The organism is Paucibacter sp. B2R-40, assembly GCF_025717555.1.
Classification (GTDB): domain Bacteria; phylum Pseudomonadota; class Gammaproteobacteria; order Burkholderiales; family Burkholderiaceae_C; genus Paucibacter_A.
In genome coordinates, this window is sequence record NZ_JAJIRP010000002.1 from 51,502 (window position 1) to 66,438 (window position 14,937).

General features: G+C 64.3%; 12 protein-coding genes. 2 read left to right on the forward strand and 10 right to left on the reverse strand.

The window, feature by feature from the left end; all coding sequences use genetic code 11:
• Positions 1–19: 19 nt before the first annotated feature.
• Genes LNV09_RS04255 through LNV09_RS04280 form a run of 6 tightly spaced genes read right to left on the reverse strand, consistent with a single transcriptional unit; the run spans position 20 to position 6,287 of the window.
• Positions 20–940 carry an ABC transporter permease gene (locus LNV09_RS04255; protein WP_263555840.1) on the reverse strand — a complete coding sequence of 307 codons (921 nt, stop codon included), beginning with the start codon at positions 938–940 and terminating at the stop codon, positions 20–22.
• A gap of 12 nt (positions 941–952) precedes the next feature.
• On the reverse strand, positions 953–2,023 hold the full coding sequence (locus LNV09_RS04260) for an ABC transporter permease (RefSeq protein WP_263555841.1): 1,071 nt from the start codon (positions 2,021–2,023) through the stop codon (positions 953–955).
• On the reverse strand, positions 2,010–3,536 hold the full coding sequence (locus tag LNV09_RS04265) for an ABC transporter ATP-binding protein (protein ID WP_263555842.1): 1,527 nt from the start codon (positions 3,534–3,536) through the stop codon (positions 2,010–2,012). Before LNV09_RS04265 ends, LNV09_RS04260 begins: the two co-directional genes overlap by 14 nt.
• Before the next feature lie 29 nt (positions 3,537–3,565).
• Positions 3,566–3,973: a nuclear transport factor 2 family protein gene (locus tag LNV09_RS04270; protein WP_263555843.1), complete on the reverse strand. Its 408-nt coding sequence runs from the start codon at positions 3,971–3,973 to the stop codon at positions 3,566–3,568.
• The gene (gene guaD, locus LNV09_RS04275) at positions 3,973–5,301 is read right to left on the reverse strand and encodes a guanine deaminase (RefSeq protein WP_263555844.1); all 1,329 of its coding nucleotides are present in this window, start codon (positions 5,299–5,301) and stop codon (positions 3,973–3,975) included. Before guaD ends, LNV09_RS04270 begins: the two co-directional genes overlap by 1 nt.
• Positions 5,298–6,287 carry a LysR family transcriptional regulator gene (locus tag LNV09_RS04280; protein WP_263555845.1) on the reverse strand — a complete coding sequence of 330 codons (990 nt, stop codon included), beginning with the start codon at positions 6,285–6,287 and terminating at the stop codon, positions 5,298–5,300. The genes guaD and LNV09_RS04280 overlap by 4 nt, the downstream gene beginning before the upstream one ends.
• An 88-nt stretch (positions 6,288–6,375) precedes the next feature.
• On the opposite strand from LNV09_RS04280, the gene xdhA reads away from it, so the two are divergent.
• Together xdhA and xdhB are read left to right on the forward strand one after the other, a co-directional pair.
• Complete coding sequence (xdhA, locus tag LNV09_RS04285) at positions 6,376–7,926, forward strand: xanthine dehydrogenase small subunit (RefSeq protein WP_263555846.1); 1,551 nt, start codon at positions 6,376–6,378, stop codon at positions 7,924–7,926.
• Entirely contained in the window at positions 7,923–10,250 is a 2,328-nt protein-coding gene (xdhB, locus tag LNV09_RS04290; RefSeq protein WP_263555847.1) for a xanthine dehydrogenase molybdopterin binding subunit, read from the forward strand. The genes xdhA and xdhB overlap by 4 nt, the downstream gene beginning before the upstream one ends.
• Here the strand turns inward: xdhB and ampC are convergent.
• The 4 genes from ampC to LNV09_RS04310 form a co-directional block, all read right to left on the reverse strand.
• Positions 10,183–11,397 carry a class C beta-lactamase gene (ampC, locus tag LNV09_RS04295; RefSeq protein WP_411969227.1) on the reverse strand — a complete coding sequence of 405 codons (1,215 nt, stop codon included), beginning with the start codon at positions 11,395–11,397 and terminating at the stop codon, positions 10,183–10,185. The two genes, xdhB and ampC, sit on opposite strands and share 68 nt — an antisense overlap.
• Before the next feature lie 71 nt (positions 11,398–11,468).
• Positions 11,469–12,638: an FAD-dependent oxidoreductase gene (locus LNV09_RS04300; RefSeq protein ID WP_263555849.1), complete on the reverse strand. Its 1,170-nt coding sequence runs from the start codon at positions 12,636–12,638 to the stop codon at positions 11,469–11,471.
• Positions 12,639–12,703: 65 nt separating this feature from the next.
• The gene (locus LNV09_RS04305; RefSeq protein WP_263555850.1) at positions 12,704–14,509 is read right to left on the reverse strand and encodes a M56 family metallopeptidase; all 1,806 of its coding nucleotides are present in this window, start codon (positions 14,507–14,509) and stop codon (positions 12,704–12,706) included.
• Entirely contained in the window at positions 14,506–14,907 is a 402-nt protein-coding gene (locus LNV09_RS04310) for a BlaI/MecI/CopY family transcriptional regulator (protein WP_263555851.1), read from the reverse strand. Before LNV09_RS04310 ends, LNV09_RS04305 begins: the two co-directional genes overlap by 4 nt.
• Positions 14,908–14,937: the final 30 nt, after the last annotated feature.

The window sequence follows — 14,937 nt, forward strand, 5'->3', positions numbered from 1 at the left end:
AAAGGAAAGAAAGCTTCAATCAAGACCCAGGAAAGAAAGGCTTGCCCAGCGAGGCCGGCATATTGGCCCGTATAAAGGCGGCGTTACTGGAAATCAAGACCAGCACCACAATGGTGGATAGATAAGGCAGCATGCTCAGGAACTGACTCGCCACCTCCACACCCTGACCCTGCAAGTAGAACTGCAGCATGGTGACGAAGCCGAACAGATAAGCACCAAGCAGGATACGTGCCGGCCGCCAGGTGGCAAAGGTCGTCAAGGCCAAGGCGATCCAGCCCTTGCCGGCAATCATGCCTTCGACCCAGAGCGGCGTGTAGACCGTGGACACATAGGCGCCGGCCAGGCCGCACAGGCTGCCGCCGGCCATCACCGCGCCCAAGCGAATCCAGCGCACCGGATAACCCAGCGCATGCGCGGACTCCGGCGACTCGCCCACCGCCCGCAGCACCAGGCCGGCGCGCGAACGGTACAAAAACCAGGCCAGGGCGGCGGTCAGGACCATAGCGCCGTAAACCAGCGGATGCTGCTTGAACAGCGCCGGGCCGATGAAGGGGATATCGGCCAGATAGGGCCACTCGAAGCTGCTGCGAGGGCCCAGCTTTTCGGACGTGTAGCGGATGCCGACAAAGGCCGAAAAGCCGGTGCCAAACAGGCTCAAGGCCAGGCCGGCCGCATATTGATTGGTGTTGAGCCAGATCACCAGCACGCCAAACAAACCGGCCAGCAAGGCGCCGGCGCCCATGCCGGCAGCAAGAGCCAGCAAGCTGCTACCGGTATGCACGGCGGTGGCAAAGCCGGCGATTGCGGCGACCAGCATCAAGCCCTCGGCGCCGAGGTTGACGATGCCGGCGCGCTCATTGATCAGCAGCCCCAGGGCGGCCAGCGCCAGCAAGGTGCCGGCGTTCAGCGAGGCGGCGATCAGCAATGCGATGGCGTCCATGCTGTCCCGGGCTTAAGTGCTGCTCGCGCGCAGGCTGCGGCGCAAGCGGTAGTTGATCAAGGTATCGCAGGCCAAGAGCGAGAACAAGAGCAAGCCCTGGAACACGCCGGTAATGGACTTGGGCAGACCCAGGCGCGTTTGCGCCAGCTCGCCGCCGATATAGAACATGCTCATCAAAAGGGCCGAAAACACAATGCCGACCGGGTGCAGACGCCCGACAAAGGCGACGATGATGGCGGCAAAGCCGTAGCCGGCCGGCACATAAGGCGTGAGCTGACCCAGCGGCCCGGCCACCTCCAGCGCGCCGGCCAGGCCCGCCATCGCGCCCGACAGCAGCAGCGCCGTCCACAGCGCTCGCGTCGAGGAGAAACCGGCATAACGCGCCGCCGCAGGGGCCAGGCCGCCGACCTGCAGCGCAAAGCCGGCATAAGAGCGGAACAGCAGCACCCAAAAGGCGAGCACCGAGCCCAGCGCGATCAAGACGCCGATATTGAGCCGTGAGCCCTCGAACAAGCGCGGGATCTTGGTGGCGGCCAAGAAGCTGATGCTTTGCGGGAAGTTATAGCCCTGCGGGTCTTTCCAGGGGCCGTAAACCAAGTAGCTGAGCAAAAGATCGGCCACATAGACCAGCATCAGGCTGACCAGAATCTCGTTGGCATTGAAGCGCGCGCGCAGCAGCGCCGTGATGCCGGCCCAGGCCATGCCGCCCAGCATGCCGGCGAGCAAGATCCACAGCACGATGATGCGGCCGCTGTTGGCGTCGGCCTGCATGGCCACGAAACCGCCGGCCAAGGCGCCGATGATGAACTGGCCCTCGGCGCCGATATTCCAGACATTGGCACGAAAGCAAACTGCCAAGCCGAGCGCAATCAAGACCAGTGGCGTCGCCTTCAGGCCCAGCTCGCTCCAGGCATTGGCGGAGCGGATAGGCTCCCAGAAAAACATCTGCAGGCCGCGCAGCGGGTCTTTGCCCAAGATCAGGAATAGGCTCACACCCAAGGCCACCGTGATCGCCAGCGCCAGCAGCGGCGAAGCCAAACCCATCAGCTTGGAAGGCTGCGGACGCTGCTCAAGCCTGAACATGGCTAGTCCCTGCTTTTGAATTCCACAAGCCGCTCATCCACTCGCCGATCATGGCGCGGCTGGCCTCAAGCACCGGCACGGCCGGCGACAAACGGCCCTGCGCCATCACGACCATGCGGTCACTGATTTCAAACAATTCGTCCAACTCCTCGCTGAGCACCAAGACCGCGCAGCCGGCATCGCGCAGCTTCAATAACTCGCCACGGATCTGGGCGGCCGCACCGACATCGACGCCCCAGGTTGGCTGCGCAATGATCAAGACCTTGGGTGTCGCGTCGATCTCGCGGCCGACAATAAACTTCTGCAAATTGCCGCCCGACAAGCTGCGCGCCGCCGCTCCGGCGCCGCCGGCGCGCACAGAGAAGCGCGCAATCAGATGCTCGGCCAAACGCTGCACCTGCGCGGTGCGCAGCCAGCCCCAGCTCGTCACGCTATCGGTGCGTGTCAACAAGGTGTTTTGTGCCAGCGAGAGGCTGGGCACGGCGCCGCGCCCCAGCCGCTCCTCGGGCACAAAATGCAGGCCCAAGCGGCGCCGTTTGCGCGGGCTGCTGCGCGCAATGTCCTGCCCGAACAATTGCACCGAGCCGGGCTGGCCGCGCGGGTCTTCGCCCGACAGCGCGGCCATCAACTCCTGCTGGCCATTGCCGGAGACGCCCGCCACGCCGACGATCTCGCCGGCATGCAGATTCAATTCGATATCGACCAAGGTGGTGCCAAATGGTTCTGCCTTGGCCAGGCTGAGGCGGCGCAGGCTCAAGGCCAGGGCCCCGGCCTTGTTGGGAAGCCGCTGCAAAGGCGGCGGCTCGGCCCCAATCATCAGACGCGACAGCTCGCTATTGCTCTGTGTGCGCGGGTCGACCTCACCCGTCACCCGGCCCGCCCGCAGCACCGTGCAGTGATCGCACAGCGCCCGGATCTCGTCGAGCTTGTGGCTGATGTACAAAATACTGCAGCCCTGCGCGGCCAGTTGGCGCAGGGTGATAAAGAGTTTGTCGACGGCGCGCGGCGTCAGCACCGAGGTCGGCTCATCGAGGATCAAAAGCTTCGGCTCGGTCAGCAGCGCGCGGACGATCTCGACCCGCTGGCGCTCGCCGACCGACAAGCTATGCACCGGGCGCTGCGGGTCCACCTCAAGCCCATAACTCTGCGCCACGGCGGAGATGCGCTCGGTCAACTCGGCAAGACTGGCGCCTTTGTCCAAGCCCAGCCAAATGTTCTCGGCCGCGCTCAGCGTGTCGAACAGCGAGAAATGCTGATACACCATGCTGATGCCCAAAGCGCGCGCCTGCGCCGGGCTCTTCAGCGCAATCGGCTGACCATTCCAGAGCACTTGGCCGGCGTCGGGCTGGACCGCGCCGTAGATGATCTTCATCAGCGTCGATTTGCCGGCGCCGTTCTCCCCCAAGACCGCATGGATCTGCCCCGGCGCCACCGTCAACGACACCCCATCGTTCGCCTTGACCGCAGGGTATTGCTTGCTGATACCGGTGAGTTGCAGTCGGGCTGGGCTCATGAATGGCTGACGCTGAATAGACGCTGTGGCTAAGGCGTCATCATAGGGGCCGCATGCTGGCTGGGCGTATCTTGGCTGAACAGATTGACCCAGCGCTCCTCCGTACTTTCACCCTCTTGACGGCGCCACAGGGACGAGACATACATCGCCTTCGCTTGAGTGCCAGCGACTCGCTGAAACACGGCCCGGTAGGACAGCATCACCAGGCCGGGCGCCAGATCCATGATGCGCGCTTCGCTGAGTACATAGGTCGGGGCAAAGCCGGGCGTCTGTGCCAAGGGGGCGAGGTTTTCAGCCAAGCCCGCAAATCCACTCGGATAGACACCCAGGAACTCGGGCGCCAGCAGCGCCTTGTAGGCCTGAAGGTCACCGAGGGTCATGGCTTGCCAGACGCGGGTTTCAAGGGCGATAAAGAAGGCTATTCTTTCTGTGCTCATCAGCTGCTGCTCCTGGAAAATTTCGGCACGCCGGCCACATAGGCGCTGTGCAGATTGCGCTCATCCGACAAGCCCATCCAGGCGAACACCCGCTCATGCAGGCCGCGCACGACCTCGGCGCGGGCCTTGGCCACCGGGCCCAACGCCCAGTCCCAGACGCAAACATCGGCCAGCGTGCCGACGCCGAAGTGGCCCATCTCGCCCGCCAGCCCCAGCGCCGCGGCCGCGCCGCGCGTGGCCGCGTACAGCCCCGCCCAGGCGCTCATGCGCTGGCCGGCCAAGGCCTGCACCTTGTAGCCATCGAGCAAATTTCGCTGCATGGACAAGCTGGTGCCGCCGCCCACATCGCTGGCCACGCTGACTGCCACACCGGCCTGCGCAGCGGCCACCCAGTCAAACAGCCCGCTGCCGAGGAAGAGATTGGACGAGGGGCTGAAGGCAATCTGTGCGCCGCTGGCCGCGATCGCGGCGCGATCGGCGTCGTCCAGCCAAACGCCATGCGCAAGAACAGCGCGCGGATGCAAGAGGCCCTCGCGGGCATAGACGTCCAGATAGCTGCGTGCGTCGGGGAACAGCTCGCTCACCCAGGCCACCTCGGCGCGATTCTCGGCCACATGGGTTTGCATATACAGCGATGCGTCGGCGCGGCACAAGGCGCCGGCCATCGCCAACTGGGCGGGGCTGCTGGTCGGCGCAAAGCGAGGCGTCACGGCATAACTCAAACGGCCCCGGCCATGCCAGCGCGAGATCAGGTCGACGCAATCACGCTCGGCGCTGGCCACATCGGGGTCCAGCAGCGCGGCCGGCGCGTTGCGGTCCATCAAGACCTTGCCGGTGATCAAGCGCATGCCGCGCGCCTCGGCCGCCTCGAACAAGGCCTCGGCCGAGACCTTGTGGACGGTGGCGAAGACCACAGCCGCCGTCGTGCCATGGGCCAAGAGCGCGTCCAGAAAGCGCTCCGCGCCCAGCTGTGCGACGGCCGGATCGGCATAGCGGCATTCGGCAGGGAAGGTGTAGGTGTTGAGCCAGTCCAGCAGCTCGGCGCCATAAGAGGCGATCACATCGAGCTGGGGGCAATGCACATGGGTGTCGATGAAGCCGGGCAGGATCAGGTGGCCGCTGTGGTCGATCTGCTGCCAACTCGCGTCGGGCACCTCGGCCTGCGTGCCTGCGATGCGGCCCGTTTCGTCGATCAGTAGCCAATGGTCGGGCTGGAAGCGCACGGCGCCACCGGGCTCAAGTTCCCCCCAGGCCGGCGCAGCGGTGAAGTCGAGCAGGTCGCCGCGCAGAGCCAGGCGTTGAGAGCTGTTGTTGGTCAAGATCGTCATGGATTGTTGGGGAATTTATTGAACTCGGCCGGAGCCAGCGATTGCGCCGTCTCGCGTACCTGCTCACGCAACCAGCGCAGCGCGGCCGATCTGTGCGTGAGCTGGTGCCAAAGTTGGTAATAGTTCATCGCCGGAAAGGCGACCGGGCAAGGCAGCACCGTCACCGGCAAGCCCTTCAAATAACGTGAGCAGAACAGCCGCCCGGTCGTCAGCACCAAGAGGCTGCGCGCCACCATCTGCGGCAGCTGGCCGAAATGCGCGCTGCGCACGGCCACGCGGCGGCTCAGGCCCAGCTCCGTCAGGTGCTGGTCAATCACGCCGGGCTGACCGGCCGCCAGCGGCATCGGGGCCAGGTGCTGGCAGTCCAGATAGCGCGCCAGCGTCCAACTGGCCGGATCGCGCTGCCAGGCCTTGGCGGCCGGATGTTTGTTGGCCAGCAAGCAGACGACCTCGTCGCTGAGCAAGCCGCCGAGATGCAGCTCGTCGGGCGGCTGCAGCCAGTTGCCGATGACCAGATCCAGCTCGCCGCTGCTCAAACCGCGGCGGTAATCGAACTGCGCGGACAGCGGTTGCAGATCCAGCCGCAAGCCGGGAGCGGCCTGCTGCAGGCGGCCGACCAGCTCGGGCAGGAACAAGGGGTCGAGGTAGTCGCTGACGGCAATGCGAATGGACATTTCAGCGCTCGCAGGATCAAAGCTGGCGCCACTGCGGCTGTTGCGGCCGAACAGGCTCTGCGCTTCTTGCAGCAGTCGACCGGCCGGCTCCAGCAGTTCCAGCGCGACGGCGGTCGGCGTCATGCCCGCGCCGCTGCGCACCAGCAAGGCGTCGCCGGTCAGCGCACGCAGGCGCCGCAGCTGCGCACTGACGGCGGGCTGCGTGCTGTTGAGGCGCATGGCGGCCCGCGAGACGCTGCGTTCGCTGATCACTGTGTGCAAGACCCGGACGAGTTGGAGCTCGATCTTGTCGAAATCGGCGCGCTGGCTCATATTTTCAAATCCATACTAACTATGCGCATAATCGTATAGCCTGAAGCGACACGCCCGTTACTTTCGGTGCAAACTTCGACAAGCCATCATGAACAGCCCCGCCGCCCGCCCGCTACGCTTCTTCCATCAAGGTCAGATCCGGGCCGTGCAAGGCCTGCCCGTCACGACCACGGTCTTGCAATACCTGCGCGAGCAGGCCTCAGGGCCATGTTTGGGCAGCAAGGAAGGCTGCGCCGAGGGCGACTGCGGCGCCTGCACGGTGCTGGTGGCGGAGTTGCGCGAAGGCCAGCTGCAGCTGCGCAATATCAACGCCTGCACGCAGTTTTTGCCCACGCTGGATGGCCAGGCCCTGCTGACGGTGGAAGACCTGGGCTCGTCCACCGACTTGAATCCAGTCCAGCAAGCGCTGGTGGAGTGCCATGGCTCGCAATGCGGCTTTTGCACCCCCGGCTTTGTGATGTCGCTGCAGGCCTGCTATGAAAAGCACAGCGCTGCCGGCACGCGGCCGACCCGCCAGCAACTGGCCGACGAGCTGGCCGGCAATTTATGCCGCTGCACCGGATATCGGCCGATTCTGGATGCGGGGGAGAAGATGTTCGACTTGACGGGCCGGCAGCTCGATCTAAAGCCGGCCGAGGCAGCCTTGTTGCAGATGCAGGCAGAAGATATTCCGCTGCATTACTCTGCGCCTAACCCTGCCTTCCGGCAGCGCACAGACAGCTTTGATGCGCCTCGGACGCTGGAGCAACTGGCGGCCCTGCTCGAAACCAAGCCGGCCGCCCGTCTGCTGGCCGGCTCCACCGATATCGGCCTGTGGGTCAACAAGCAGTTCCGCGACTTGGGCGACCTGATCTATATCGGCGCTGTCGACGAATTGCGTCAGATTCGAGCCGAGGCCTTTGATGGCCAGCCAGGCTTATGGATTGGTGCTGCTGCATCGCTTGACGATGCCTGGGCCGCGCTGACCGCTGCCACGCCACCCTTGCGCGAGCTGTGGCTGCGCTTTGCCTCGCCACCGGTGCGCCGCGCCGGCACGCTGGGCGGCAATATCGCCAACGGCTCGCCGATCGGCGACGGCGCGCCGGCCTTGATCGCCCTCGGTGCCGAGCTGGTTTTGCGGCGCGGCAGCCAGCAGCGCCGGCTCAAGCTGGAGGATTTTTACCTCGCCTATATGCAGAATGCCTTGCAGCCGGGCGAGTTCATTGAAGCCATGCATCTGCCCCTGCCGACGGCTGACTGGCGGCTGCGCGCCTACAAGATCGCCAAACGCTATGACAGCGATATCTCGGCGGTCTGTGCGGTGCTTTCAATCCGGCTGGACGGCGAGTTGGTCGCTGAGGCGCGGCTGGTCTTCGGCGGCATGGCAGCGGTGGTCAAACGAGCCGCTTTGGCCGAAGCGGCCTTGCTTGGCAAAGCCTGGACCGAGGCCGCGATGATCGAGGCGCAAGCGGCGCTGACCAGTGACTTCACACCGATGAGCGATGCCCGCGCCAGCAGTGCTTACCGGATGCAGGTCGCACAGAATTTGTTGCGCCGGCTCTGGTTGGAGACACGATCAGATGCACCCTTAGCGGCCAGCGACTTGAGCGTCTGGCAGGCGGTTTCTTTCGACACCAACATGACCAGGAGCGCCGCATGAACGCCGCCGCAGCCCAAGTGGGGGTGAGTCGCCCGCATGAATCGGCCGCCCTGCATGTGTCAGGCGAAGCGATTTACACCGATGACATCGCCGAGGCCACGGGCACGCTGCACGCAGCGCTGGGTCTCTCGCCGGTTGCACATGGCAAGCTGCTGGGTATTGATCTGGACCTGTTGCGCGCCCAGCCCGGTGTGGTGGCGGTCTTGACGGCGGCCGATATTCCGGGCGCCAACAACTGCGGGCCGCTGCTGCACGACGACCCCATACTGGCCGCCGATGTATTGAGTTACCTAGGCCAGCCGGTCTTTGCCGTCATCGCCAGCAGCCGCGACTTGGCGCGCCGTGCCGCTGCGCTAGCCAAGCACGCCATTCGTTTCGAGGCGCTGCCCGCCGTGCTGACGGCCAAGGCCGCGCATGAGCGGGGCCAATATGTATTGCCGCCCATGCATCTGAACCGGGGCGAAGCGCAAGTTGCACTCGCAACGGCGCCGCACCGGCTCAGCGGCGAATGGTCGGTCGGCGGCCAGGAGCAGTTCTACTTGGAGGGCCAAATCAGCTATGCCTTGCCGCAGGAGCAGCAAGCGATGCTGGTGCATTGCTCGACCCAGCATCCGAGCGAAATGCAGCTGCTGGTCGCCCATGCGCTGGGCTATGCCGCGCACCAGGTGCAGGTGCAATGCCGACGCATGGGCGGCGGGTTTGGCGGCAAGGAATCGCAATCGGCGCTGTTCGCCTGCGTGGCGGCGGTCGCGGCGACCAAGCTGCGCCGGCCGGTCAAGCTGCGACTGGACCGTGACGATGACTTCATGATCACCGGCCGCCGCCATGGCTTTGATTACCGCTGGGATGTCGGATTTGACGAGGACGGCATGCTGCTCGGCGCCGAGGTCGATTTGATCTCCAACTGCGGCCATTCGGCCGATCTGTCGGCGCCGGTGATGGCGCGTGCGCTCTGTCATTTTGACAATGCCTATTTTTTGCCTCATGTGGCCTTGCACGGCTTTTGTGCCCGCACCAACACGCAGAGCAATACCGCCTTTCGCGGCTTTGGCGGGCCGCAAGGGGCCTTGGCCGTCGAGATGATTCTGGACTCGATTGCGCGCCGTCTTGGCCTTGATCCGTTGCTGGTGCGTCAGCGCAATTTCTATGCGGACGAAGGTGGCCGCAACATCACGCCCTATGGCCAGCAGGTCGAGGACAACATCCTGGCGCCGCTAAGCGACAGGCTTGTTGAGACCAGCGACTATCACGCCCGACGCGCAGCGATTGCGAGCTTCAACGCCAGCAGCCCTGTGCTGAAGAAAGGCCTGGCGCTGACGCCGCTGAAGTTCGGCATCAGCTTCAACGTCGTGCACCTGAACCAGGCCGGCGCCTTGGTCCATGTCTATACCGATGGTTCGGTCTTGGTCAATCATGGCGGCACCGAGATGGGCCAGGGGCTCAACACCAAGGTCGCGCAGGTCGTGGCGCATGAACTAGGCATTCCTCTGAGCAGCGTGCGCTGCAGCGCCACCGACACGCAAAAGGTCGCCAACACCTCGGCGACTGCTGCCTCCACCGGCAGCGACTTGAACGGCAAGGCTGCGCAGGACGCGGCGCGCAAGATCAAGCAAAGGCTGAGCGTCTTGGCGGCGCAAATATTTGGCTGCGCGCAGGACGAAGTTCTTTTTGAGGCCGCGCAAGTCAGCGCAGGTAAGCAGTCACTTGGTTTTACAGAGCTGGTCCACAAGGCCTATATGCAACGTGTGCAGCTCTGGAGCGACGGTTTCTACACCACGCCGGGCCTGCACTGGGACCGCGCCAAGCTACAGGGCAAGCCCTTTTACTACTACGCATTTGGCGCGGCAGTGGCCGAGGTCTTGGTCGACACGCTGACGGGCGAGAGCCGCGTCACGCGCGCCGATGTGCTGCACGATGTCGGCCAGTCATTGAACCCGGCCTTGGACATCGGCCAGGTCGAAGGCGCCTTCGTGCAAGGCATGGGCTGGCTGACCACGGAGGAGCTGAAATGGCATCCGCAATCGGGCGCCCTGCTGACTCATGCGCCGAGCACTTACAAAATCCCGACCGCCAACGACAGCCCGCCGGACTTCCGCGTCAGCTTGTTCGACCAGCCAAACGCCGCCGACAGCATTCACCGCTCGAAGGCGGTCGGCGAGCCGCCGCTGCTTTTGCCTTTTTCGGTGCTGCTGGCGATCAAGGATGCAATTGCCTCGACGGGTCCGGCCGGCTGCGACCCGCTGCTGCGCGCACCGGCTACGGCCGAGGCGGTGTTGTCTGCTTTGCAGGCTGTGGGGGCTGTTGGGACTGTTGGGACTGCGTAGAGAGTTGCGCCAATTGGTTCAGGATCGCGTACGCGGCCGTGATGCGCGCCGTGATATCCACGTTCTTGTTCGCCAGCATCACGATGCCAATTTTCAGCTGGGGCACAAACAAGACGTAGCTGCCGAATCCCGCCGTTGAGCCGGTCTTGTTGAACAAGGTCGACCGGCTCGATTGGGCCTGCATTTGCGCCGCCGAGAGGCGCTTGGCCGGATTGGATTCAAAAATCATGGCCTCGGAGTTGCCGGCCAGCAAGCGATCCAAGGTGATGGGGAAAGGGTATTGCTCCCAGCCCAACCCTTGCACCATCTCGCCGACCTTGAAGTAGCCAAGCTGCGTGCCCACAATCGCACGCTGCATGGTCACGCTCAAATGCTGCGGATCTATTTGGGCCTGCACATAACGAATCATGTCAGCGGCCGTCGACTTGACACCATAAGCTTGTTCGGCGAAGACGCCAGGCCTCACGCGGATCTCGGCATTGGCTTTGCTATAGCCCCAGGCATAGCTGTCCACCTGCGCCTCCGGCACCTGGATATAGCTGTCGTGCAGACCTAGCTGCGGGAACAGCAGGGTTTGCATCGCATCTGCAAAACTGCTCTTCAAGGCCAAGGCGGTGACATGACCCAGCAAACCAAGACTTGGATTCGAATATTCGCGCCTTGTGCCCGGCGCAGCGCTCGGCCGCCATTGCTGGAAATACGCCAGCATGCCATCCGGTGCGAGTTCATCCGGAAACTGCAGCGGCAGGCCACCGGCGGTGTAGGTCGCCAGGTGGATCAAAGCGGCGCGGTCGATCGCCCGACCCTTGAGCGCCGGCTCATAGCGGCCGGGGTGGTCGTTCAAAGACAGCTGTCCCTGCACTTGTGCGTATGAAGCCAGCGTAGCCGTGAAGGTCTTGCTGATGGAGCCCAACTCGAACAAGGTGTGCTCGTTGACGGGCTTGTGCGCCGCCCGGGACGCCAGGCCGTAGTTGTAGAAGCTGGCTTCGCCATTGAGCGTGATCGCGACCGCCATACCGGGCACGTCATGCTGGGCCATCAAGGGAAGAATCGCTGCATCGACGATGGATACAAGCTTGGCGGGGGGCTCGGCGGCCTTGCTGCCGACAGGCAGCAGGCATGAGCAGACCAGCGCGAGGGTCAACAGTTTTTGCACGGGAGTCATGAGGTCTAGCAATTTGAATTCTTCAAAGAACGTTTGCCGATGCGGCTTGGCCGTCAGGCAAACAAGGTCGCCAAGCGCTCCACTGCGGCGACCGACAGCGCGCGGTCGATGCGGGTGTCCTCATTGCCGAAGTCGTGTTCGCCCTGCGCCTGCACCAACACGCCGTCGCGGCGCGGCAGCATAAAGAGGTTGTGGCCTCGGTAGATCAGCGCGTAGTCCACCTCGATTTGCGGCACCAGGCGCGCCGTCTGGCCGCGCACTGGGATGATGGACTTGTCACCCAGCAAGGCGCGCGCGCCATAGCCGGTGCAGTTGACGACGGTGCGTTCACGCAAGGCGCCAAACTGGCGCGGGTGCTCAAACACCTCATGCACGATCTCGCCGCCGGCGCGCAGAAAGTCATCCATCAAGAGTCGCTGATAGCTGGAGATATTGAAGCTCATTTGGGTGAAGCGCTTGGCATGGGCGACGCGAAACGGATGCTCGCCCGGCCTCAGAAGCACGGACTTGGGGCGGATGTCGTCCAACTCCCCGATCAGATCCGGATAGTCGGGCTCATCAATCCCGCCATGTGCAGAGTCGGGCAAGGGCTGATCGAAAGGGATGTCCGACAAGATGTAGCCGTCGCGCCACTCGACCGGCCGATCGGCCAGGCCGAGCAGGCTTTGGTAAGTCTTGAAGGAGCTGCGCGCCATCGAGGCCCAGGCCTGAGTCCAGGCCGGCGTGGCGTATTCGCTGCTGCAGATGCGCGAGTCCGGCGACCACAGACCGGTAGCCTTGGATGAGGCCACTTCGGGCGGGCGCTCCTTGCAGTAGATGCGCACCTTCATCCCGTTCATTTGCGCGACGCGCGCCGTGGTGAGCCCAATAGCACCGCAACCAATCACGGCAATCTGCTTGTGCCCGCTGGCCCTTATCAGCGGCAGCGCCAATCGGGCGGAGCCCCAAGACAGCGACCAGCCGCTGCCGCCATGGCCGTAATGGTGGACGATGGTCTTGCCGTAGCGCTGCTCGGACGCTATGCGGGGTCCCTGGGCGCGAAACGGCCGCAGGCAGACATTGAGGTCGATGATGCGGTCGGCGCTGGCGCGCAGCGGCGCGATCGGCCCTGGTGGCGCAAACGCGTTCAGTGCTGTGGAGGGCGCTGTTGTTTGCGCATAGCTGCACTTGGGCAGATTGGCGAGCGCGGCTGTGCCCGCACCCAGAAAAAGGCGGCGTTTCATAAGTTTCTCCTTGGGGGCGCCGGCTCGGGCCGGCCTAGCTTGGCTTGGTGCTTGGCGCGGCGAACTCAGCTGCTGTGCGTGGAGGCCAGCCTTGCGTGAATCTCGCTGGCGTCAAGCTGACGACGGGCCGCATCATCTGCGTCCAAAAGCACCAGCGTGAACCGCCTCTCACCGCTCTTGAAGCGCATGGTCAGGCAACTGCCGGCCTCGCGGGTGGTGCCGGTTTTGGACAACTGAATGTCCCATTCACTGGCACCGACAAGCAGATTGGTGTTGCGCACCGCTCGCACCCGGCCGTCGATGGCCACCTGGCCGGCACTTTCGCTGCTGATGCGCGCAATTTCGGGGTAATGCGAGGCGCCAAGGGCGATCTTGGCCACCTCTGCAGCGGTGGAGATATTGCCGGGCTTGACCCCGGCGGGGTCGACAAAGGTGGTTTGGCTCAGGCCCAGGCTCTGCGCTTTGGCCTGCATGGCCCGCACAAAAGCCTGCGTGCCGCCGGGATAGTTGCGCGCCAAAGCTGCGGCGGCGCGGTTGTCGGACGGGATCAGGATCAGCTGCAGGGCGCTGAGCCGGCTCATCTGCGCACCCACTGCGAGCCGGGCAGCGCTGCCGATATGCGGGCTGATATCGGCGGCCGCAATGCGCAGCGTTTCCTGCAGATCGGGCTTGGCATCCAACACCACCATGGCCGTCATCAGCTTGGTGATGGAGGCGATGGAGACCGGTGTGTCGGCGTCCTTGGCCAGCAGGACCGCGCCGCTGCTATCGTCAAGAATCAGCGCATGGCGGGCATTCAGCGGCAGTTGCAGCAATTGACTCGCTGTAGGGATGATGGGGCCGGGCCCGGCCATGGTGCTTGTGGCCGCAAGGCTGGCCAGCGGCGCCCTGCTGCTGGCGCTATTCGCCTGCACCCACAGGCTGGCGCAGGCCAGCAGCGCGGCGGGCAGCGCCGTTTTCCAGCCGCTGGCCTGGGCCTGCGGCTTCAATAGTCGCTCCAAGCGCTGCAGCAGCTTGCCGCCGCCGGCCGCCATCGCCAAGCTGGGTAAATTGGGCAAGCTGGGCGAGCACGCGGCTTGCTGCAGCGACAAGGCGTTCAGCGCCAGGGCCAGGCGGCGCGGATCATTCAGTGCCTGGCCCGCCAAGGCATCGGCCACTTCTTCACGTGCATCACGCATCTGGCCGGACAGCCACCACACCACGGGGTGGAAGAACAGCAGCGCTTCGACCAGGCTCTGCAGCAAATTGACCAGATAGTCCCAGCGCCGTACATGGGCCAATTCATGCGCAAGCAAGGCCTCCAGCAAAGGAGGTGGCATGCCGCTGAACAGGGCTGCGGGTATCAGCACCAGCGGACGCAAGAAGCCAACGGTGATGGGGCTGGCCAGATCGGGCAAGACGGCTAAGCGGACGGGGGTTTGAATCCCCAGGCGCAGCGCCAGCGCGTCCAACCGCAACTGCCAGGCAGCAGCTGCGGGCATGCAGCGGCGGCGCAGCAGGCTCACCCACGCCAGGCCGACGCTCAAGCGCAGCGCCATCAAAGCAAGCCCAACACTCCAGGCCGCCACCAGCGCCGGCAATTGCCCGGCCAGCGACTGCAGCCAGGCCGGCAATGCTTGCGTCGCTTGCGCCGACACCGCTTGCCCTGCGCCCAGCAGCCACATCAGATGGCCCAGCGGCAGGCCCAAGCAGGCCAGCAAGGCACAGGCGCAAATGGCATAGCGGCTGCGCGGATTGGTCTTGCTCAAGAAAACAAGCGAGCCACCGGCCAGCGCCGCAATGATCAAGCCCTGCCAGACAAAGTTCAGCAATGCCCAACCCAGCGCCGGCACGAAGGAGCCGATGGCCCACGCACTCAAAGAGGCACTCATTTGGATTCATCCTCGCCGCCCAGCAACTTCTGAATGTCGGCCCGCTCCTTGGCGCTCACATGCCCCTTCAGCGCCGCCAGCACCAAGGCCTTGCCCGAGCCGGCAAAAGCCTTGGCGATCAGATCCTTGAGCAAGTGCGTTTGTAACTTATCCTGCTTTTGCGCTGGGGCATAGAGCTGCGGGCGCCGGCTTTCGTCGCGCGTCAGCAGCCCCTTGGCATGCATCAGCTGTAACTGCCGCAGGACGGTGGCGTAAGTCGCCTCTGGGCGATCACTCAGCAAAGCTTGATGTACCTGCTTGGCATCGGCCGGGCCAAGCAGCCAAAGCACGCGCAAGAGATCAAGCTCGGCGGCGGTGGGATGGGGAACAGTGGCTTGAGGGGTGCTGGGCTGCGACATTCGTTCAGTATAAATGTTCTAGAACAAATA